The sequence below is a fragment of the Amycolatopsis sp. NPDC051903 genome (assembly GCF_044452505.1).
Classification (GTDB): domain Bacteria; phylum Actinomycetota; class Actinomycetes; order Mycobacteriales; family Pseudonocardiaceae; genus Amycolatopsis.
Window position 1 is genome coordinate 37545 of sequence record NZ_JBITBT010000053.1, and the last position, 19571, is coordinate 57115.

The 19571-nt window shown below is 69.4% G+C and carries 30 protein-coding genes; 22 read left to right on the forward strand and 8 right to left on the reverse strand.

Features of this window, described 5'->3' with window-relative positions:
- Nucleotides 1-319: 319 nt before the first annotated feature.
- The 3 genes from ACIA77_RS48115 to ACIA77_RS48125 are packed head-to-tail and all read left to right on the forward strand — an operon-like array spanning nucleotide 320 to nucleotide 2234.
- Nucleotides 320-796, forward strand: a complete 477-nt coding sequence (locus ACIA77_RS48115; protein ID WP_395892921.1) for a helix-turn-helix domain-containing protein — start codon at nucleotides 320-322, stop codon at nucleotides 794-796.
- A 60-nt stretch (nucleotides 797-856) separates the two neighbouring features.
- Complete coding sequence (locus ACIA77_RS48120) at nucleotides 857-1510, forward strand: PIN domain-containing protein (protein ID WP_395892922.1); 654 nt, start codon at nucleotides 857-859, stop codon at nucleotides 1508-1510.
- A gap of 10 nt (nucleotides 1511-1520) precedes the next feature.
- Entirely contained in the window at nucleotides 1521-2234 is a 714-nt protein-coding gene (locus ACIA77_RS48125; protein ID WP_395892923.1) for a GNAT family N-acetyltransferase, read from the forward strand.
- Between the two features lie 586 nt (nucleotides 2235-2820).
- On the opposite strand, the gene ACIA77_RS48130 is transcribed toward ACIA77_RS48125, so the two are convergent.
- From ACIA77_RS48130 to ACIA77_RS48150, 5 genes are all read right to left on the reverse strand, one after another.
- Entirely contained in the window at nucleotides 2821-3501 is a 681-nt protein-coding gene (locus ACIA77_RS48130) for a hypothetical protein (RefSeq protein WP_395892924.1), read from the reverse strand.
- A gap of 14 nt (nucleotides 3502-3515) precedes the next feature.
- Nucleotides 3516-3836: a hypothetical protein gene (locus tag ACIA77_RS48135; protein WP_395892925.1), complete on the reverse strand. Its 321-nt coding sequence runs from the start codon at nucleotides 3834-3836 to the stop codon at nucleotides 3516-3518.
- Nucleotides 3837-4050: 214 nt separating this feature from the next.
- Nucleotides 4051-4236, reverse strand: a complete 186-nt coding sequence (locus ACIA77_RS48140; protein WP_395892926.1) for a hypothetical protein — start codon at nucleotides 4234-4236, stop codon at nucleotides 4051-4053.
- Nucleotides 4233-4595 carry a hypothetical protein gene (locus ACIA77_RS48145; protein ID WP_395892927.1) on the reverse strand — a complete coding sequence of 121 codons (363 nt, stop codon included), beginning with the start codon at nucleotides 4593-4595 and terminating at the stop codon, nucleotides 4233-4235. The genes ACIA77_RS48140 and ACIA77_RS48145 overlap by 4 nt, the downstream gene beginning before the upstream one ends.
- A gap of 223 nt (nucleotides 4596-4818) precedes the next feature.
- The gene (locus tag ACIA77_RS48150) at nucleotides 4819-5142 is read right to left on the reverse strand and encodes a hypothetical protein (protein ID WP_395892928.1); all 324 of its coding nucleotides are present in this window, start codon (nucleotides 5140-5142) and stop codon (nucleotides 4819-4821) included.
- 303 nt (nucleotides 5143-5445) lie between these two features.
- On the opposite strand from ACIA77_RS48150, the gene ACIA77_RS48155 reads away from it, so the two are divergent.
- The 16 genes from ACIA77_RS48155 (at nucleotide 5446) to ACIA77_RS48230 (ending at nucleotide 13224) form a co-directional block, all read left to right on the forward strand.
- The gene (locus ACIA77_RS48155; protein ID WP_395892929.1) at nucleotides 5446-6327 is read left to right on the forward strand and encodes a DUF5753 domain-containing protein; all 882 of its coding nucleotides are present in this window, start codon (nucleotides 5446-5448) and stop codon (nucleotides 6325-6327) included.
- The gene (locus tag ACIA77_RS48160) at nucleotides 6324-6545 is read left to right on the forward strand and encodes a DUF397 domain-containing protein (protein WP_395892930.1); all 222 of its coding nucleotides are present in this window, start codon (nucleotides 6324-6326) and stop codon (nucleotides 6543-6545) included. Before ACIA77_RS48155 ends, ACIA77_RS48160 begins: the two co-directional genes overlap by 4 nt.
- 85 nt (nucleotides 6546-6630) lie before the next feature.
- Nucleotides 6631-6873 carry a DUF397 domain-containing protein gene (locus ACIA77_RS48165; RefSeq protein WP_395892931.1) on the forward strand — a complete coding sequence of 81 codons (243 nt, stop codon included), beginning with the start codon at nucleotides 6631-6633 and terminating at the stop codon, nucleotides 6871-6873.
- A 176-nt stretch (nucleotides 6874-7049) separates the two neighbouring features.
- The gene (locus tag ACIA77_RS48170) at nucleotides 7050-7451 is read left to right on the forward strand and encodes a hypothetical protein (RefSeq protein ID WP_395892932.1); all 402 of its coding nucleotides are present in this window, start codon (nucleotides 7050-7052) and stop codon (nucleotides 7449-7451) included.
- A 22-nt stretch (nucleotides 7452-7473) separates the two neighbouring features.
- Entirely contained in the window at nucleotides 7474-7728 is a 255-nt protein-coding gene (locus ACIA77_RS48175; RefSeq protein ID WP_395892933.1) for a hypothetical protein, read from the forward strand.
- 10 nt (nucleotides 7729-7738) lie between these two features.
- The gene (locus ACIA77_RS48180; protein WP_395892934.1) at nucleotides 7739-8182 is read left to right on the forward strand and encodes a hypothetical protein; all 444 of its coding nucleotides are present in this window, start codon (nucleotides 7739-7741) and stop codon (nucleotides 8180-8182) included.
- A gap of 216 nt (nucleotides 8183-8398) precedes the next feature.
- Complete coding sequence (locus ACIA77_RS48185) at nucleotides 8399-8746, forward strand: hypothetical protein (protein ID WP_395892935.1); 348 nt, start codon at nucleotides 8399-8401, stop codon at nucleotides 8744-8746.
- Nucleotides 8747-8843: 97 nt separating this feature from the next.
- A complete protein-coding gene (locus ACIA77_RS48190; RefSeq protein ID WP_395892936.1) occupies nucleotides 8844-9248 on the forward strand; it encodes an HIT family protein in 405 nt (134 codons plus the stop codon).
- Entirely contained in the window at nucleotides 9245-9733 is a 489-nt protein-coding gene (locus tag ACIA77_RS48195) for a nucleoside 2-deoxyribosyltransferase domain-containing protein (RefSeq protein WP_395892937.1), read from the forward strand. The genes ACIA77_RS48190 and ACIA77_RS48195 overlap by 4 nt, the downstream gene beginning before the upstream one ends.
- Before the next feature lie 109 nt (nucleotides 9734-9842).
- On the forward strand, nucleotides 9843-10316 hold the full coding sequence (locus ACIA77_RS48200) for a hypothetical protein (RefSeq protein WP_395892938.1): 474 nt from the start codon (nucleotides 9843-9845) through the stop codon (nucleotides 10314-10316).
- A gap of 160 nt (nucleotides 10317-10476) precedes the next feature.
- On the forward strand, nucleotides 10477-10671 hold the full coding sequence (locus tag ACIA77_RS48205; protein ID WP_395892939.1) for a hypothetical protein: 195 nt from the start codon (nucleotides 10477-10479) through the stop codon (nucleotides 10669-10671).
- Entirely contained in the window at nucleotides 10671-10853 is a 183-nt protein-coding gene (locus ACIA77_RS48210; RefSeq protein WP_395892940.1) for a hypothetical protein, read from the forward strand. The genes ACIA77_RS48205 and ACIA77_RS48210 overlap by 1 nt, the downstream gene beginning before the upstream one ends.
- A gap of 130 nt (nucleotides 10854-10983) precedes the next feature.
- Nucleotides 10984-11436 carry a DUF6248 family natural product biosynthesis protein gene (locus ACIA77_RS48215; protein ID WP_395892941.1) on the forward strand — a complete coding sequence of 151 codons (453 nt, stop codon included), beginning with the start codon at nucleotides 10984-10986 and terminating at the stop codon, nucleotides 11434-11436.
- Nucleotides 11437-11665: 229 nt separating this feature from the next.
- A complete protein-coding gene (locus ACIA77_RS48220; protein ID WP_395892942.1) occupies nucleotides 11666-11854 on the forward strand; it encodes a hypothetical protein in 189 nt (62 codons plus the stop codon).
- 100 nt (nucleotides 11855-11954) lie between these two features.
- The gene (locus ACIA77_RS48225; protein WP_395892943.1) at nucleotides 11955-12593 is read left to right on the forward strand and encodes a hypothetical protein; all 639 of its coding nucleotides are present in this window, start codon (nucleotides 11955-11957) and stop codon (nucleotides 12591-12593) included.
- Nucleotides 12594-12753: 160 nt separating this feature from the next.
- Entirely contained in the window at nucleotides 12754-13224 is a 471-nt protein-coding gene (locus ACIA77_RS48230) for a hypothetical protein (RefSeq protein WP_395892944.1), read from the forward strand.
- A gap of 80 nt (nucleotides 13225-13304) precedes the next feature.
- Here ACIA77_RS48230 and ACIA77_RS48235 read toward each other — a convergent pair whose 3' ends face one another.
- From ACIA77_RS48235 to ACIA77_RS48245, 3 genes are read right to left on the reverse strand one after another with little or no spacing between them, the layout of a single operon-like run.
- Entirely contained in the window at nucleotides 13305-15422 is a 2118-nt protein-coding gene (locus tag ACIA77_RS48235; protein WP_395892945.1) for a toprim domain-containing protein, read from the reverse strand.
- Between the two features lie 6 nt (nucleotides 15423-15428).
- On the reverse strand, nucleotides 15429-15611 hold the full coding sequence (locus ACIA77_RS48240) for a hypothetical protein (protein ID WP_395892946.1): 183 nt from the start codon (nucleotides 15609-15611) through the stop codon (nucleotides 15429-15431).
- Nucleotides 15608-16012: a hypothetical protein gene (locus ACIA77_RS48245; RefSeq protein ID WP_395892947.1), complete on the reverse strand. Its 405-nt coding sequence runs from the start codon at nucleotides 16010-16012 to the stop codon at nucleotides 15608-15610. Before ACIA77_RS48245 ends, ACIA77_RS48240 begins: the two co-directional genes overlap by 4 nt.
- A 444-nt stretch (nucleotides 16013-16456) precedes the next feature.
- On the opposite strand from ACIA77_RS48245, the gene ACIA77_RS48250 reads away from it, so the two are divergent.
- The 3 genes from ACIA77_RS48250 to ACIA77_RS48260 all read left to right on the forward strand — a co-directional run.
- Nucleotides 16457-16705 (forward strand): hypothetical protein, encoded by a 249-nt coding sequence (locus ACIA77_RS48250; RefSeq protein WP_395892948.1) that lies wholly within the window; start codon nucleotides 16457-16459, stop codon nucleotides 16703-16705.
- Nucleotides 16702-18252: a relaxase/mobilization nuclease domain-containing protein gene (locus ACIA77_RS48255; RefSeq protein ID WP_395892949.1), complete on the forward strand. Its 1551-nt coding sequence runs from the start codon at nucleotides 16702-16704 to the stop codon at nucleotides 18250-18252. Before ACIA77_RS48250 ends, ACIA77_RS48255 begins: the two co-directional genes overlap by 4 nt.
- Nucleotides 18253-18309: 57 nt before the next feature.
- On the forward strand, nucleotides 18310-19571 hold a 1262-nt coding region (locus ACIA77_RS48260; protein WP_395892950.1), incomplete at its 3' end, for a hypothetical protein.

Sequence of the window (19571 nt, forward strand, 5' to 3'; positions counted from 1 at the left end):
CACGGACGCACCGTGCGTTTGGCGCCCGGATTGGTGCGCACATCAGCGACGACATAGAAGCGACGTCCACGAAGGTGTGCGCAGGAAGATACCTGAAGAGACTGGAAGAGTTCGAATAGTTCGTTTAACCTGACGTCAGATGGCAAAGTGGCAAAAGATGTCAAAAGATGACGACGTCTGACGACAGGAACGACAGCGCGAGCGACGCGACGAACGACGCCACGACGGAATCCAGGACGAACTTCGACCGGCGCAATCGGGAAGCCCTCGACCGGCGCAACCCGTCAGCGACGACCCGACCCAGCGAAGGAGGAGTGAGATGTCTGCACTGAAAGACCGGACGGTCCAGCCGCCGGACGTCAGCCACCGCGCCGAGTTCGAGCACGTCGCGGAGGTCCTGGCCGAACACGACGCCCTGCACCCGGCGCTGCTCATCAGCCCGGACGGCGCCAAGGTCGAGCTGCCGGCCCCGCTGTACGACGTCCTGCGCCGAGCCGCCCTCACGATGGCCAAGGGCATGGGCGTCACGTTGCAGTCCGCGAACGCGGAGCTGACCACGCAGCAGGCCGCTGACCTGCTCGGCATCGCCCGCCCGACCTTGGTCCGTCTTCTGGAACGCGACGAGATCCCGTTCCACACAGTCGGCCGACACCGCCGGGTCGAGTTGACGGACCTCCTGGCCTACGACGCGCGGGTGCGTCGACAGCGCGAGGCCCTGCTCGTGGAGATGGCCATGGAATCCGCCGACGACGGCCTGGACGACGAGACGGACGGCTTGACGCTCAACGAGGAGTGACCCTGCGACACTCCCGAAAGGTGCTTCGGGGTGTCACAGGGACCCGTCACACTATTGGTCGTGACCACCACGACGGCGTTCCTCGACTCGAACGTAATTTTCGGGTCTCGGCTGAGCAACGTGCTCCTGTGGGTAGCTCACAGTGACCTGTACGAGCCGCTGTGGTCCGAACGAGTGCTCGCGGCTGTCGTCCGGGATGTCCCGCGGCGTCGGCGGAACGTGACGCCGGAGAGGATCACGAAGCGAGTAGACCAGATGCGTCGGGCGTTTCCGGCGGCCATGATCGACGGCTTCGAGCCCCTGGAACCGGAGATGGGCAACCACCCGGGCGACCGGCATGTGCTGGCCGCTGCGGTGCATGGTCACGCCGATGTCCTGGTGACCTCGAACCTGAAGCACTTCCCCAAGCGCGTGATGGACCACCACGGCATCGTGGCCATCCACCCGGACGACTTCCTGCTGAAGCTCCTCGAGGTGCACGGCCCGGCGATGGAGAACGCGGTCGCGAAGGCGATCCTGAGCCGTGGCCGGCCGCCCGAGTCTTTCCCCGGCTACCTCGACAGACTCGCCGCTGACGTGCCGAGGTTCGCGGCGGAAATGAAGCCCCGGCTGGAGGTCGTCGACCCGAGCGCTGGCCTGCGCCGGGCCATGGGATTTGGCGTCACGGGAGAGGTCTCCTTTGGCCTGATCGGAGAGTCGCTGAAGGAGTCATAGACTCGCCCGTATGTTCGAGGCGCAGCGACCGAAAGGCGAGTTCGGCAGCTCGGAGCTTCCCGTGAGGCCGGCGCTGCGGCATGAGCTGAACCCGAACGGGTCGCTCACGGTCCATGCGCCGAACCACTGCCCGCGCCGGCACCCCGTGCCCGGCTCGGGCACGTTCTCGTGGATCGTGGCGCTGCACCTGCACTCGCTCATCTGCCTGCGCTGCCGGGACGAGGGCCACGTCGACGACCACCAGTGGGCCCTCATCGACCCCGCTTACGAACAAGTCGAGGCGGGGGAGGCCAAAGGGGTGGGGCTGGAGCTGGTGGCCGTGCCGCCAGCCGAGGATGCCGGACCCGGCCGGATCGAGCTGCGCCTGGACGGCCACGCGATCGGCACAGCTACGTTCGCCGTGTGCCCGCAGGACCGGACCGGGGTGCTGGAACACGTCCAGGTCGACGCCGAGCACCGCGGCCGCGGCTACGGTCGTGTGCTCGCGCTGGCCGCCTTCTCCCGGCTGGACTGGTCCACCGACGGACCGCACTGGGTGCGGGGGGATCGGCGAGTACGGGCGCTGCGCGGGGCACAGCACGGCGCCGGGTACGCGTGGACGACCACGCTGATCGAGGACACCCCGCTGGCGCGCGGCTTCGCGAAGTGGCTGCCGCTGCCGACCGTGGGCGAACCGCTGTACTGCCGGCACATGCTCGCTGCGGCTGCACGGCTCACCGTGTAGGCCGGGGAAGGCACACAGGGGCACTCGGGTGGCGGTGGGACGCGCCCATGCTCCCAACGTCGGCCCACACCCGACCGCCCGGCTACCTACTCACGAGTCAAGCAGCCGATATCTCCGGCCGCCTCGCGTCACCTCCGGGGCGCCTCACCGCGTTTCAGGGCGGCAATAGCAGCCCGGATTCGCTTTTCTTCCTCGTCAGCGCCTGAGGCCACGCCGGTGACCCGGTCGAGGTGAACAACCAAGTAGGCCTCAAGCCGCGTCAGCCATTGGGCGTTCGATTCGCCGGGCTTGCGCTGTACTGGTCAACCATGTCCTCAGGGCCTCCAGTAGCGCTTCTTGGCCGACGGTAAGGGTCCGCCGGCAAGACGAGGGGGAGAGAGGTCCTGCCGGCGGGCCTTGCGCGCGGTCCGGGTTGGCTAGGACCGCTGGTTCCAGTGTCTGACCTCAGACGGTGCGTGTTACAAGATCTTTTGTAGCGGCTTCTTGCAGGTACCTCGACCTCGGCCGGATCGAGTCCCGGACCGCCCGCCGCGCGATCTGCGACGACGGCGGTGCGCTCGTGGGCACCGTGTCGCAAAGCGACCCCTTACCGGGCTGCGTGCCAGCGATCGATCAGGTCCTTCTTCCATCCTTTTGGCGGAGGCCACGCCACACCCCAGGCCGCGAGTTGCGCCCGGGTGAAGCCTCCGGCAGGGGTACGTGCGGCTTCGATCTCGTCCGGGGACGGCAACAACTGCAGGTCCTGTTGTTGTGTCGGGCTCCACGCTCGCTCTGCCATCGCACAGTGGAGCTGCTGCGCCGCTGGGGAACCGAGGGTGGCCCGGTGGCGGGACGCCCGAGAACGCGGCTGGTAGGACGCGGTGTCGTGGATGTCGACCAGCCCGACCGTTTCGGGAATCTCGATTTCCGTGCGCCCGCGCCAGCGCAGCCACAACGCCACACACCCGGCGTCGACCTCAGCCAGCAACTTCTGCAGTGACCAGACCTTCCCGAACTGGTCGATCTCGATCGCCACCGCAGGCAATTCCGCCGGCCGCGTACAGACCAGATCGAGCCGGGAACGCCTCGGGCCGTTTTTCGATGGCCGCGTGATCCGGCCCTGAACCTCGCGTGCGACAGCCCAGCCTTGCTCCTCAGCCCAGCACGCCGTCTGCTCGGTCAACAGTCGCGTCGCCTGCGGCGCGCTCAGCCCACTCAACCGCACCGGTTCCAAGTACCGCCGCAGCGAAGCCGCCAAAGCCGCGGTCCCGTCACCTTCAGCAGACATCCCGCCCACGGTCACTACTTCGGCGGCAGCGGCTTCGGTTTTCCGGCGACGAACGACGAGACGAACACTCGGCGGACGTGCTTTGCCCAGGCCGGGCTGAGCGCGTCACCCTGACTCAAACGGTCGGCGGGTGTGTCGGTGAACGCCAGGCACTTGGCGTAGGGCGCCGCGGCAGATTGCCGTTCGGCCGCCATCGCCTTGAACACGGCGTGCGCCTTCAGCCGCCCCGGCTTCTGCCCGGCGTCTTCGACCATCTTGCGGGCCTCTGCGCCACGCTGTGCCACGACCTGCACATGCGCGACTTTCTGTTCGTAGGTGGCCAGCGTCGTTCCCAATGCGCCCTCCCGCTGTGAACCCGTGGTGTTCGATCGGCTACGTATCGTCCCAGCCCGGACCGACAGTTTCGCCACGCCACACCGCCGAACCGACCGAGTCGCCCAGTTGGCCGTGCTACGCGGTCAGGCCAGCGAACGCGAGCCCTGACTCAGGCACACCACGGCCCCCGGCTGGGGAAGGCCCGGGGGCCGTGGTGCGGGTGTCGCCAGATGGTCAGGGTTCCGGTGGCCACGGGGGAGGCCACTGGCCGGATTGCTCGAGTTCACGCCGACGCCTGGTCATGCCCTCGATGACCTTGTCGACGTCCTCGTGCGGCGCGTCCACGAACCAGGCCGCGAGCTGCTCGCGCACCTGTTGGGGTGTGAGCACCTGGTCGTCACGAGGTTCGAGATGGCTCACGACAGGCTCCCGTGATGCGGGCCGTCGCCGACGCGCTGGAGGGTGCGATCGAGCCAGAAGACCAGCGCAGCGTCGTCGTGCTGGTCGCGCAGGGCCCAGCGCAGCGCCACCTCCAGCGGCACCATGTGCCGCCACGTGTGGATCCCGGTGCGCCGGAACGAACCCCGGCTGTCGGGCCCGCCCCTGAGCCGCACCACCGCCGACCAGCCCTCTTCCGGGAGAGTGATCAGGTCGGTGGTCGAGCCCTCGACCCGCATCAGCGCGTTGATCGAACCCTGGTAGGTCAGCTGCGGGACGAAGCGCCAGCGACCTTGGCACAGCAGAGCGCGGATCATGGCGTCGACGTCGGGCTCCGTCACCGGTGCGTACCAGCCGGAGCAACGCGGGTGGTCAGAACGTCGCGCGCAGAGGACTCGGCGAACTCCGCCGCCAGGACTGCCCCCTCCTGCCCGCACGCGCGAAGCTCGAGCGCCCGAGCCCGAAGGCGGAACGCGGATTCGAGCAAGTCACGGCGCGGCTGGTCGACGAGGCCGGCGAGCACGCCAGCGCGTGCCGCGTACGCGGGTTCGACCTGCTCGTGGGTCACCGGACACCGCCGAGTGCGCTGGTCAGGCGAGTGTGGAGCCACCCCGGGCGGGCAGGCCGCCGGTGACGCCCGCCGTGGCCCCGGCCCTGCTGCGGGATCAGCACGTACAGCGGTGCCGTCGCGCGTGCCCGTGCCGCCACGACGTGCTGCCAGCACGCGGCGCATGGTCGTCCCGGCGCCACGGTCATGGCCGCCGGCCGAATCTCGGCGCGGCACAGAGTCGTGAATTCCGCGGCCTGGGGAAGGCCCGCGGTCACGTCAATCAGGTGCTCGCAGGCGCCATCCGCGCTGGTCATCGGCATGGTCTTGAGCTCAGCCACGGCGGCCGCCCCCTCCAGGGCCGACGAATGGATGCGGCGGTGACCTCGCGGGCCCGCAAGGGGGGATCGACCAACGCGAGGCCACCGCCAACATGGGGGAGGAAACCTGGCGACACGGTCCGCGGAGGCGTTGGCCCCTTACGCCGCTCGCCGTGCCGCCAGGGGCTACCGTGGTAGCGCGAACTAGTCAGGTAGCCACGACGAAATCTAGTGCACTAGTGCACGAGCGCGCTAGTGTTCGGCGTGGTCTTTTCGGGTGAGTCCTGGGTTCAGTTGTGTCCCGTGGCCGAGGAGGTGACGCCGGTGGTTGAGTCCAGCCCGAGCGCGCTCAAGCGCCGCATCGGTGCCGAGCTGAAGAAGATGCGCGACGCCGCGGGGATCAAGCGCGCGGAGGTCGCCGCCCGGTTCATGAAGGCGCCTGCGTGGCCCGGTCACCTCGAGACCGGCCTGTACCAGCCCAGCGTCGGCGACATGGCTCTGATGCTGGACTGGTACGGACACCCGGAGCGCAAAGAGTTCTTCACCAAACTCTTGGCACAGGCCAAGCGCGGGAAAGACTGGTGGACCGCCGAGCTGTTCAGCTCCGCGGCGCCAGGGTGGTTCAACTTCTACCTGGGGCTGGAGAGCATCGCCGCCGGCGTCGAGGGCTACGACGCGAAGGTCCCACCCGGCCTGCTGCAAACCGAGGAGACCGCACAGGCGATCATCCGCGGCGCCCGCCCAGATCTCTCCGAGAACGAGGTGAACCGCCGTGCTGCGCTGCGAGTGGCCCGGCAAGCGATCCTGCGCCACCGCGAGGACGATGGCCCGCTACAGCTGGATCGCGTGCTCGACGAGGACGCGCTGCGGCGCCCGATCGGCTCACCGGACGTGCACAAGGCGCAGCTGCTGCACCTGGCCGACGAGGCCGAGCAGCTGCCGAACGTGCAGTTGCGGGTTCTTCCGGTCGCAGTCGGCGCGCACCCGAGCATCGAGGGCACGTTCAGCATCCTGACCTACCCCGACGAGTTCCTCGACGACCCGGGCACGGTGTACGTCGAAAACCGCGAGAACGGCATCTACTACGAGAACGAGGACCAGGTCAACGGCTTCAAAGCCGACCTGGTCATCCTGCGTGAGCTCGCGCTCGAACCCGAGCCGAGCATCGCGCACATCCGCAGGCTGGCAAAGGAGATCTACCCGTGAGCACCGCACCCGACTACGACCCGACCCGCTGGCGCAAATCGCGCCACAGCGGCGACAACGGCGGTTGCGTCGAGGTGAACGACAGCGTGCCCGGCGTGATCGGTATCCGGGACTCGAAGCTCGGCTCAGCGAGCCCGGTCCTGACGTTCTACCCGCACGAGATCGCCAACTTCTTCCGCAGCGTCAACGAGGGCGAGTTCGACAACCTGATCGGCTAAGTTGATCAACTGTCCCGCCAGCGCCAAGGTCGACAAGCTCGACGTGTGGATCCAGTCGCTGACGGCAACAGAGGGAGATCACCTGATGGACGACCACGTGATGGACGTCGAGGTCGCGCGGGCGACCCTCGCGGGGACGACGATCGGCTGGAGCAAGTCCAGCTACAGCGGCGGCCAAGGCGAGTGCGTCGAGGTCGACGCCGTCAGCGTGCCGGGCTGGGCCGGCATCAGGGACTCGAAGCTCGGCTCAGCGAGCCCTGTCCTCGTCCTCGCCGACTCTGGCTGGGCCGCGTTCCTTGCCGTCGTCAAGGGCGACGAAGTCAGCTAATAGCAGTCCCACCTCCGTCGTCGCGGCCCCGTCTCTCCGGTAAAGCCTTGACGGAGTGGCTCGCACTCCTTCGTCTTTGGAGAGATCATCAGGAGGTTGACCAGCGGAAATGTCTTGACGCGTACGCGTCAATCTAGATAGAGTGGAGGTATCAGCAACGAGGGAGGAAACCGAGAATGAGCACCACAACCGACACGCGAAACACTGGGCAGGGTCACGCCACGGCGAACGTGGAGAGGCTGACCGAGCTGGCGCAGCGGATCGGGATCACCGCAGCTCAGCAGCAGGTGCGCGAGGAACTCGGCGATGCCGCGTACCGCGCGGCGCTCAACGTGTGGGCGGCCACCCGCCGGGTGTGGCTGATCGGCTACCGCCGCCGCACCAGCCCGAGCACGTGGGAGATCGGTGGCGAGACGCTCGTGGTCGCGGAAAACCCGCTGGTCGCGCGCGCGATGGTCGAGGAAGACCCGGCGGTGCAGATGTGGGGCGCGGACCTCTACGGCGTGCCCGGTCGAGACGTCCTCGGCCTCACCTGCGACCGCATCCACTACGGCCCCGGCGACATCCACCAGTACTGACCGGCGAAGGGACGCCCGTGCCATGCGCACCCGGCAATGGACACACGGCGACCCGGAGCCGCCCAACAGCGAGACCCGCACGGTGACCGGTGCCTCGGGCACCGTGTGGGTCCGCTCGGCCCCGAACGGCCTGTACTGGATGCCGCGCGGCGGAGGCCTCATCCAGCACTGGCCGAACCTGCTCGCCGTCGACGGACCGCTCACCGCAGAACCCGTTGCGGTACAGGGTTTCCTGTTCCAGATCGAGGCCCCAGCCAGCACACATCCCGGAAGGTAGAACCAGCCAGATGAACACGACCACCGCGCTCGACCGCGCCCGCCACGCCATCGACGACGACGAGGAGTTCCTCACCCGCGTCCGCGCAGGCGAGTACGGCGAACCGGCACAGAGCTGGCTGAACGGCCTGCTCACCGACGAACTCACCGCCGACGCGACCCCGGCCGAGCACGCCGACGCGTTGATCGCACGTAGCACCGAGGACGCACAGCACGACCAGCCCGCCAGCACGCACCAGACCGCGAGCTGCAACGACGGCACCCACCGGTGCAACGGCTGGGTTGCACCGCTGGTCTACGGCGTGCGCGAGTGCGCATGCCGCTGCCACGAGCAGCGAGGGCGGGTGCCGTGGCGCAACGCCTACGACCGGGCGCACGCCTCCTTTCACGGCATCGAGCGGGCCGAGCCCGACGAGGGCCAGGACGAGCCCGCTCCCGACCATGCGACGTCGTAGCCTCACGCCCACCTCAGCAGGCGCAGGCCCCCGAACCCCGACGCGGTTCGGGACCTGCACCCTTGCTGTGGGCGCCCGACTGGCGCCGGCACCTCCCGGAACCCACCGAGGGGACTAACAACACGACAAGTGCGGTTGACCAGGGAAAACATCTTGACGCGTACGCGTCAAGATGGGTAGAGTTGAGGTACCAGCGAGGGAAGGGGGACGAACCCGATGAGCACCGTTTCGACCCGCACCGATGACGCGAAGGAGTGCCCGACGATGGCGACGCGATACCTCTACCTGCCGACCACCGAGTTCACCCGGCACTTCCAGGAGGCCTACGGCCTGACCTTGATCGAGACGGTCTGGCTGTGGGACGCGATCGAGAGTGCCGAGATTGCAGCGGACGACCCCGAGGACGACCTGTACGCCACCACGCTGAACGGGGTCGAGCTGACGTTTCGGTTCGAGCTCGCGCACGACGGAAACTCGTGCGTGGTCCGCATCGCCAGCACCATCCCCGGCGCCGTCGACGAGCACCTGAACGAGGAAGCCGCAAAGCTGGTCAGCACGCGCTGACCGGCCCCTTGCCGCCCCGGGCCAGCACTGCCACGGGGCGGCACCGTGCCCCTGAGGGCACTCCCCCCGCTGTCGAACCGGAAGGACACACCCCACCATGGGGACCTCGAACGCTGATGTTTCGCCCCAGACCGCCCCGTCCTGCGCGTTCTGCGCCATCGCCGCCGGGCAGGCCCCGGCCACCGTTGTCCGGTCCTGGGACGACGCCATCGCCATCCGCCCGCGCCGCGGCGGCGTCAACGAGGGCCACGTGCTGGTCCTGCCCCGCGTCCACGTGGCCGATGCTGGCGAGGACCCGCAGGTGACCGCCCAGACCATGGCGCGCGCGGCTGAGCTGATGGCTGAGCTCGACGCGGCGAACCTGATCACGTCCAAGGGCCGCGCCGCCACACAATCGGTGCCGCACCTGCACGTCCACGTCGTCCCCCGCACCGTCGACGACGGCCTGCCGCTGCCCTGGACCCCGCAGCAGGAACTCGAGCGCGCCGGCGGCGCCCGATGAGCGCGGCGCTGACCGTCGTGCACGCCCGCGAACCGCTCCCCGAAGACGGGCCGTCGGTGTTCCTCGCCGGGCCGACGCCGAGGGCCGGCGGCAAGGTGCCGTCCTGGCGGCCGGCCGCGCTCGCCGAACTCGCGGCGCAGTGGAACGGGGACGGGCCGCTGACCGTGCTGACCCCGGAGTCCCGCGGCGGTGTGCGGGCCGAGCACTACGACGACCAGGTCGGGTGGGAGACGGCGGCCAGGGCCACGGCCACCGCGATCCTGTTCTGGATCCCGCGCGACCTGCGCACCATGCCGGGCTTCACCACCAACGTCGAGTTCGGTCTCGACGTCACAACCGGCAAGGCCGTGCTCGGCTGCCCACCGGACTGCCCGAACCCCGAACGCAACCGCTACCTCGCCTACGTGGCACACCTTCACGACGTCCCGGTCTGCACCACACTGCCCGGCACCATCACCGCTGCACTTGCGATCGCCGCACGATAACGGGCGGTTCGAAAGCCGGGATCACCCGATTGACCAGGGAAAATGTCTTGACGCGTACGCGTCAAACTAGGTAGGGTGGAGGTATCAGCAACGAGGGAGGCAACCGAGAATGACCGGCATCGACTTCGACCCGGAGCGGCCCTACAGCGTGTTCACCGACGCCGCGCGCCAGTGGCACGGCGTGATCGACAACTCGAACGACACCCGGCTCACGTGGGGACTCAACACGCGTGAGGAAGCCATCGCGGCGGCCGAGCAGGCCAACGATCTCCACGCCCGCCACTACAACCGCGACCTCGCTGCCCGCGTGTACGGGGATGCCCCGATCCTGCTGCCGGAGAACGCGACCGCCACGGACGTGATCGACCTGCTCTCCGGGCACGTGCTCGCCCTGGTGCGCAGCGCGAACGCGGACAAGTCCCTGACCGAGGCCCAGTTCGCGGAGGTGTTCCTCCGGACGTTCGCGGTGGCCTTGCCGACGTTCCTGGACAAGCTTCGCAAGTCCGAGCGCCCGGAGCTGGCCGAGCAGCTGGCGTGGCAGTTCCTCGCCGAGGAAGGCGCCCGCCGCGCCGCCGGGCAGTAGTCCGGCACTCAGGTCTGGGGCCGGGCGTCCGCTGCCCGGCCCCGGCAGGGCCTCACCAGAAACGGGCTCTGACCAGGAGAAATCAAGCCCCGGCCGGGGCGTTTCCACCTTCCACAGTTTCACCGTCCCGGCCGGGATCCCCGCAATCGAGGAGGTTCCATTGTCCACCACAGTGAAGCCGCTACGGACCTGGCTGGCCGGGCTCGGCCCGGCGCCGAGCGCTCCCCGGGTTCGCGACGACCTGGAGCGGGTGTGGTCCCGCGGTGCGGACGGCCTGTACCACGACCCGTCCGGCCGGCACCACCAAACCCCCGAGGCTCTGCACGCCCGCACCGACCTGGTGGAGGTGCGCTGATGAGCAGGAAAACCGGCACTCCGAGCAACGGCAGCATCCGCCGCGGACTCCAGCAGACCGTCAAGGCCGGCCCGACTACGGCCCAGCTGAGCGATGGCACGCTCGGGCGCTCCGCGAAGAACGAGGGGATGCCGAACCGCCTGGTCACGCCCGCCGAGCCGGAGTCGGAGGCGGGCCGATGATCCGCGCCGCGGCGAACAACGACGACGACGAGGTCGGGTGGACCGACGCTCAGTGGCTCGTCAGCAACGGCAAGGGCAAGCGCGTGACCACGAGCCAGCCGTGAGCCGTCGACGGGCGACGCCGGCGCTGATGGCGACGCTCGGGAACTGGGGCGAGGTCGAGGGCCAGCAGGTGCTGTTCACGCTCGCAGGCGCGGGCACCGAGCCGACAGAGGACACTTCCGCGGCCCAGTCGCTGCCGGTCATGAGTGACGAGGCGGCCCGCTGGATCCGCAGGAACGTCTGGACCGAGTACCACCGCAAGTGGAACGGCGGCCCCCGGGATTGGTTCCGCTGCCGCTGCCAGTGGGGCCGGAGCGGCAACTGCGAGCAAGGCGAGCACCGGTGGTGTACCGAAATTCGCGCCGAACGGCCGATCACCGGCCCAGACACCTACCTCACGGTGTCGGGCAACAAGCGGCTGTTCGTGGCGGTGTGGCTGGCGGACCGAACCTGCAGCTGGACATGCCCGTGCAGCTGTGGCCACAGGCGCCGGAAGCAGCGCCGGCGCCCGAGGAAGCCAGAGGGAGGTGATCAGGCATGAACTGCGACCCCGCGAACGGCGACGGCCACTACTTCGTGAAGTCCAATGTGGACCCCACCGTCTGGGTCTGCTGCAAGTCCGGGTGCGGCGCCACCGAAAGCCGCTGATCAGGAGTGGCGGTCGGGCCAGGGTCTAGCTGGCCCGACCAGCCCCGACTCTAGCGAGGTCGGGAGCTGGCGGGCGACCACCGCCACAGGCGACTGCCAATCGAACCAGGAGGAACCTGATCATGCCCCGCACCGCGCAGCAGCTGCGCGCCACCATCGCCGCCGCCCGCAGCATGCCGATGTTCGCCTTCGGCGACATTACCGAGGCCGAAGCCCGCGCCGACCGCGACGCGGCAATCGCCGACCTCGAAACAGAACTCGCCCAGCGCGAGTCCGAAGAGGCCGGCAGCTGGCTCGGCCAGCACCCGTAGCGAGTATCGAAGGAACGGACTACCGGCCACCGTCGGACGCGATCACAGGTGGCGATCGAATACCGTCAGCAGCCTGTCCGGGCATTTCGAAGGGAAGACGATGAGCAGCAGGAGCGGCTCCGCTGGCGGCCGGTACGCCGGGCGCGACGAGCTGGACCAGGCGGTGGCGCGACTGTGGCAGGCCGCGCGGGAGCGGCACGCCGAGCTGCCGGCCACCCCCGCGGCGATCAACGCCCGGTACCCGAACGAGCCGTTCCCGGCCACCGCGGCCGCCGTCACGACGTCGATCCTGCGCGAAGCCGTACGCGAACTCGCCGACGCACGCGAGCTCACCGTGACCAGCCGCGGCGGCCGATACCACAACCGCACCTTCCGCGAGCTCGCCGCCGAGATCGGCCTCTCCGCCGAGGGTGACTCGACTCAGGCACGCGGGTTTGCCGAGCTCACCCTCACCCCGGAGACCGCCGACACCTACCGCGACGAGATCGAGACGATCCGGGCCGTGCTGGACGCTCACCCACTTCCCAAGCCCGAGCCGGCGCCGCGCCGCACGACCGAATCCGGCGCGAAACTGCTCGCGCAGTGCGCGTGCCCCCGCAAGATCTACGCGGCCGCCGCCACACTCGCCGGCGCCGACATCGTCTGCACCACCTGCCGCCAACCCTTCCGGCACCAACCAACCAACACCCCACGGCCCACCCCGACCAACGCCCTCGACAGCGTCAAGAAACACCGCTGAGGCTCGCGCGCCAGCCCCGAGCCTGATGAGGGTCCGTCATCGGAAATCCGGTGACGGGCCCTCCCATTTTTCGCGCTCGGCAGGCTCCGCGTGCGGGTGGGCGCCCGCCGCTACGGTCGCCCGATCGTGGCGACGCCAGGGCCCCGGCACACTTGGGTACGTGCCCGCGACCGACGCCATCGCCGACCGGTTCACTGCGCTCAGCCTGATCCGCCAGCGCCTTGTCATCCAGCACGAGGAAGAGGAGACGAAAGAGCTCCCGCTCGGCAAGGTCGAACGATTGCTCGCCACCTACGACGAGTACCTCGAGACCCACGACGGCGACTCACTCATGCTGCTCGCGAACCTCACCGCCATCGGCGTGTGCCTGTCGCAATGGCTCGCCGAGGCATGGCAGATAGACCCACAAGAGGTCCTCGACCAGATCCAGTACCCCACGACGAGCGACGCCGGCGACAACGAAGAGGACCTGCACGGCCGCGGGCTCCCCGCGTTCCCGACCCTCGACCCAGACGAGCTGCCCATCGTCGGCCGCATCGCGCAGATTCAGTACGAGTTCGCCCGCGCCGACCGTGCCGCACGCGGAATCCGGCCGGCCAATTCGCGCCTACGGGTCGTCCCCGACGCCTGACCAAGCCCAACCCAGCCCTCACCGGGTTGCCGCTTCAGAGCCGACGGTGGCCACTACCGCGGTGACAGGCCGCGGCCTGGTCAGCGATGCAGGTGGCGTGCAGTGTTCACGTGCGGCGGCCGGCTCCACCGGTCATGTGCCACGGCGGGGAGATCAGCGGAACTGCGCGGTGCCGCTGTGGTCTTGGCGCGCTCGGCCGTCTCCCGTTCGCCCGAGCGCGCCCGTCGTGCAGCCCGCTCGTACAGGTGCCGGGGCGCTTCCTTCGCCCGCTCACGGGCGTCCCACACTGCGCCGGCCACGGTGTCCGCCGGAAGCCCGAGCCGTGTCGCCGCGTCCGCGGCGAGTGACGCCGCTTCCGAAAGCGACAACGGCGCCAGGATCCCGGCAACGCTCCGCAGCGTCGCGACCTGCTTTTCGACCTCATCCGAGTGCTCTGTGGCCTCAAGCCGGGCGATCGCGCGATCCATGAGCCACCGCGGGACCGACTCGGCGTCCTCGACCACCCGCGCAAGCTCACCACCGGTCGCGAGCCACGAAGCCGGGTCGTGGTCATCCGGCAACGCCGAGGCGATCTCCGCCCGCAAGTCAGGGTTGGCGTGCACGAGGTGCGCAACCCGTTCCGTCGCGGCCTGTCCGGCTGCATCACCATCGAGCTGCACCACGATCGGTTCGTCCGTGGTGTCGGCCAGGGCGGCGAGATGCGCCGGGGTGACCGACGTGCCCAGAGCCGCGACCGGCGCCACACGAGCGTCGCCGCGCGCGGCAATCGCCAGGACGTCGAAGACACCCTCGATCAGCAGAGGCCTGGCACCGGACGCAAGTCGCTCGCGCTGCTCGGGCAATCCGAACAGCAGACGAGACTTGTCGAACAGGTCCGTCGCCGGGGTGTTTAGGTACTTGGGCACGCCCTCCGGCACCCGATCCGACGGCGGTCGGCCAATGAATCCGGCGATGTCGCCGTGGCCATCGCGCACCGCGACGAGGACACGATCCCGGAACCGGTCGATCAACGTCTCGCGGCTGCTTCGCTGCGCGAGACCAGCCGCGAGGAGAACATCGTCGGGGTGGCCCAAACCGCGCAGATGATCGACCATGCTCGTCCAGCCGGCCGGGGCGTAGCCGAGCTGGAACCCGGGCACCTCAGCAACGCCCAAGCGCTGCACGACGTAGTCGTGTGCGCGAGGTGTCCCGGCGAGCTGTTCGGTGAAGAAGGCCATGGCGTCCGTGTTTGCCTGGACCAGCCGTGCCCGCTCCGTCGGCGACAGGACCAAGCTGCCCTGCTCCTCACCGCCTCGAGCCGCCGACACACCCGTCGACCGTGCCGCACCCAGTTCGGCCCGCTCCCGCACTCGCGCGGCCGCGACGCGGCCGCGCTCGACCCGCGTCGCCAGCGCGGCATCGTTCGGTACAGCCGGGGCAGGATGGCGTGCCTGCGCCAACCCCTGGATCACTCGTGCTGCAGTCTCCCGCAGCGCCGGAACGCCGGCCGCACCGCCGATACTCGACATGTCGAACTCCGCCGCGGGGGCCGACACACCGGCGGCGCGCAGCGTTACGTAGGCCATCGACGCGGCCTCCAGTTCCGTGCGCGAAGGCCCCAACCCGGCGGTGTGATGGTCGAGCACGACGTGGGCGACCTCATGTGCAAGCGTGCGGACCGCGTCGATGTCGTCGAGAGAGTCCCGGACGCGGATCTCGCGCCGAAGGGCGTCCGTCCGCCCGGTCCCGTCGGTCAGAGGACCCAGCCGCACTGACCATCCGCGCGCCTCGGCAACGGCCGAGAGTCGGTCCCAGAGGCGATCCGCGGCGACCCGCTCCGCGATCGCGGGAGCGGATGTCGGGGTCGGCGCTTCCGGTCCGGTCTGCGCGACGTCGAACAGGGAAACGACGCGAGGAGAGGACGCATCGGAGCCAGCGTGCAGCAGTTTGACTCCACGCTCACCACGTCGCACCTGGCGCCCGGCCGCGGCCCAGCCGTCGTAGTCTCGCAGATCGGTCGCTCCGGGCTGCTGGGCGTAGACGAGCAGTGCGTTCGCCGCACTGAAGCCCGGGAGTCCGGCGACAGTGTCCAGGTACGACCGCCACCCAGCCGCAGTGGTGGCCGACGCGGCAGCGTCGTCGAGGAGCTGCCGAACCTCCGTCACCCGCTCGGCGCGCTTCGACGCGCGTTCCTCGAGCGTCAGTCGACGCGTCGCCATGGCCGATCAGGCCTCTCGCTCGACGTACCGACGCAACTCACGGATCTCGCGTCGCTGCCGATCCAGATCGGCCTGCTGCGCGTTGACCGCCGCGACCAGGTCATCCAACTGGCCCTGAAGGCCGGCCAGAATCACGCGGACGTCCAGCGGCTCGACTTCAGCCTGATCGTGCCCCTCGTTCACAGTCATGCCGCGTCAACCCCGCCAGCTGAGGGCGCGTCATCGGCAGCGGAGGAAGAAGTTGCGGCGTCCGTCTGGGGTGCACGCTCGCCGCCAGCAGCGGCCGCATGTGCAGCCCCGGCCTCGTCATCGCTCGCCTTGTTCTCGCTCACTTCGGAGCTAGTTTTCGCTGCTTTGCGCGGAGCGGAAAACCCAGCCGCCCGAAGTTCCGAAGTGCTCCATCCTGCCGCGATAGCGGCCGCATGTGCTGCTCGAATCTCGTCCTCGTTCTCCGCCAGCTTCTTCTTCGCCGCCGCGATCTCTTTGCGGAGCTTGTCGCTGCGACCGGTCGCCTCAGCGAGCGCTTTGAGGGCCGGCCGCCGAGCCGAAAGCAGGTTGTCGAGTGCGGCCTTGACTGGGTCAGTGCTCATACCACCAGTGTAGTCGATCCGCTACTCCTAGGCGCACACTTTCCCTGGGTTCACCCGTCAAAAGCGACCGGCACTTCGCACACCGAGCCCCCTTGCTGTCCGCGCTGCATTGCCGTCGGCCGCCGCAGCGGCCGCTACGCACCGTGACGCACGGCCGAACCGCACTTCTTGCGGAGCAAGATGTGCAAAAACCAATGGTTTTTGCGGCGGCCGGGCGGCCGCGATGGCACACTGGCGTGTGCGAGGGCGCTGACGCGCCGAGGACGAGCGTGGAGGGATGGGCGGGTGGCTGGGCGGAAGGCAGGTGCTGGGAACCGGGACCACGCCCCGGAAAAGCGCACCAACCACGCCAACAGCTACTACACCGATGTGGAGTGGGCGGCGGTCACTCGTGCGGCTACGGCGGCCGGCCTGCGGCCAGGTGCGTGGATCGCGCGGACTGCTGTGGCTGAGGCTGAGGTTCGAAACGGTCAGCGGCGGCCGGACTGGGAGGGGCTGCTCGACGTGGCGGAGGAGCTGCGGCAGGTGCGGTGGCTGCTGGGCAATATCGCCGGGAACCTCAACGACGTGGCGCGGGTCGCGAACAGCACCGGTGAGATCGGCGAAGAGGCCGGCACGGTGCTGGGACTCGTCCGACGGATCGCCGGTCGCGCCGACGCTTCGCTGGGTGAGCTGAAGGAGCAGACCCGGTGATCGCGAAGGAGATGCGCGGGTGGCGAGTCGCCGGCCTGATGCGCTACCTGTTCGGCCCAGAGCGGTCAGGACTCAAGCACGAGAACCCGCGGATCGTGGCAGCGTGGGACGGTGACCCCGCGGGCCTGCAGCCGGAGAAGCTGCCGTTCGTACTCGTAGACGGGAAGCCGGGAGCACCAGGTGAGTTCGACTTCGATCTGCGTGAGCTCATCGACCACATGGAGGCCCCGGCCCGGCAGAACGGGCTCCCGGTCAGCACTCCCCCGGTGTCGCACCGGTTGTTCGGCAAGAAGGGGCTCGTCTGGCACACGCCGGTGCGCGCGCACCCTGACGATCCGGTCCTGTCCGATGCCCAGTGGCGGGAGATTGCGGAGGAGATCATGGACCGCACCGGGATCGCGAAACGGGGCGATGCCGGCGGGTGCCGGTGGGTTGCGGTCCGCCACGATGACGAGTCGATCCACTTGGTCGCGATGCTCGTGCGGCAGGACACCGGCAAGCGGTTCCACCCGAAGTTCTCCCGCAAAGAACTGCGCAGCGCCTGCCGGGACATCGAGGACCGGCTTGGGCTGCACGTGACGGCGGACGCCGATAAGACCGCAGCCGCGCGCGCCACGCGCGGAGAGGCGGAGAAGGCCCTTCGCCTGGGGAACGAGGTGCCCGCGCGGTACCAGCTGCGCGAGGTCGTGACGCAGGCCGCGTCAGCGGTCAGCGGCCCGGAGGAGTTCCTCGCCGAGCTGCAGCGCCAGGGGTGTCTCGTGCGGACGAATACCGACGCGGACGGCGTCATCCGTGGGTACGCGGTGGCGAGCAGCCGCGAGACCACCAGCGATGGCGTCAGCGTTTACTACTCCGGCAGCAGGCTGGCGCCGGACCTGTCCTGGCCGCAGCTTCTGGGCCGGTGGGCGAGCGCGCCGAAGCCGACCGCTGCGCCCGACGGCGACACCAGCTACGGGCGCATCCAGGCCACAGAGAACGCCACCCGCGCGGTGAAGGAAGCGCGTCAGGCATTGCGTGATGGCACTGAGCCAGCGGACGGGATCAGCCACACCACGGCCGACTTGCTCAACGCCTACGCGAGAGCGACTGAGCCGAACCGCGACGGGCCGCTGAGCGACGCGGCGCGGGCCTACGACCGGGCCGCCCGGACTCCAGGCAGCCGGAGCCCTGAGCAGCTGGGACGCGCGGCGCAGCAGATGCGGCAGGCAGCGTGGATCCTCGGTGGCGCGGGCATGCTTTCCGGCCGCGGCACGGAGCGCTACGCCGCGGCGGCGCTCGTGGCGGCGCTGGCGGGGCTGCTGCTGGAGATCGCGGCATGGCAGGCCGCGAACCAGCGGGCCCACCAGTCTGCGGCGGCGCACACCGCAGGCCGGCATGTCGAACAAGCAGCACGACCCGGCTTCCCGCCGGTCGGGCGTCGGCCCGGTGATGCCGCGCTGGCAGAGCGGCGGGCGCAGCGGCGCACGGTCGAGCCGAGTGAGGTGGCGCGACGGCTGCGGGAGCAGCAACGACGCTTGGGCGACCAGCGGCGTCCACGGCAGCAGTAGGCACGACTTCCAGGAGGGGATCCGATGACCACGCACACACCTGACGACGTACCGCACTTGCGGCTGCCGGTCGAGGAGCTGGTGCCGCTCGTGCAGCTGGCGTCGATGCTCGCGCGGACGCTGCGCGAGCATCGACGGCGCGAGGGGCGGTTGGCTCACGACTACGCGGAACACGCCGCGCGGCTGCACGATCGCGCCGAGCAGGTCCCGGTGCGGGAGCTGACGGCCGACGAGCAGCGTGAGCGCTGGGTCCGCGCGAGCGAGCAGGCGTGGGGGTCGGAGCTGCGCTTGAGCAACGCTGATCTGGACCAGCCGGTGGGGCAGGGGACCGAAACTCTGCTGGAGCGGTTGCAGACGCTGTCGAAGGAATCAGGGTGCCCGCCCACCGCGGTACTGGCCGCGGTCGCGGCTCCCGTTGGGGCCGGGCGGGCTGACGGGATTGCCCAGCAGTTGCAGCACATCTCGCTTCCGCAGTCGACCGAGTCACAGGTGTGGCGCGAGAAGTTGGCTGAGGGTGAGGTCGTGGTCGGGTGGATGCCGATCGACGAGGGCACCAGCTCGCTGATGTTTGAGGTGAAAGCCCTCGACGAGGAGTGGGCGGCGCGGGCCGCCGAGGCGATGTGGGAGGGGCTCGGCGCGGGCGAAGAGGCCGAGCAGACCATGGCCGGGTTGCAGCGCGCCGCGGCGGTGGGCACCGCGGTCTACAACGGCAACGCCGAGTACCCGACTGCGAGCGCGTCGGTGCCGAGCGCGATACCGCGGATCGAGATCTCGCGTGCCGAGTTGGCCGATGCCCTCAAGGCTCAGCTCGGGGACTTCACCGGCACGGCGATCGCCGGGTGCAAGGCCTATCCGGCGCTGCACCGTGTCGTCGAGAACGAACTCAACGCCGGAGGCTCGCTCGGTGAGCTGATCGGCCGGATGGACGGGATCAACGTCAACCGGGCGCGTAAGCCGGCGGCGCTCGCGCTGCACATGATGCGCAACCCCGTGATCGACGACGACCCTCTGGAGTCGCCGGCGACGGCCGGATCTCGCCGGGTGCCGGCGAAGACGGCCGAGCGGATCAAAACCCGGTGGCGAGGAGAGGACGGGGACGAGCGGATCAGCACGAGCGACGCTCTGCGCAACGTGGAGAACGTACGCAAGCGGGCTGTGTGGCTGCGGGAGTTCAGCGCGGACGAGCTGCGGCAGGCCGCGAGTCGGGTCGGCGAGGCGGCGCAAACGACCGGTGGGCTGACGCCGGACCAGATGGCGCGCACACTCGAATCGGTCTTCGGCGACCGTGCTACGAGGGCTGGAGCGGCACTCGAGGACTT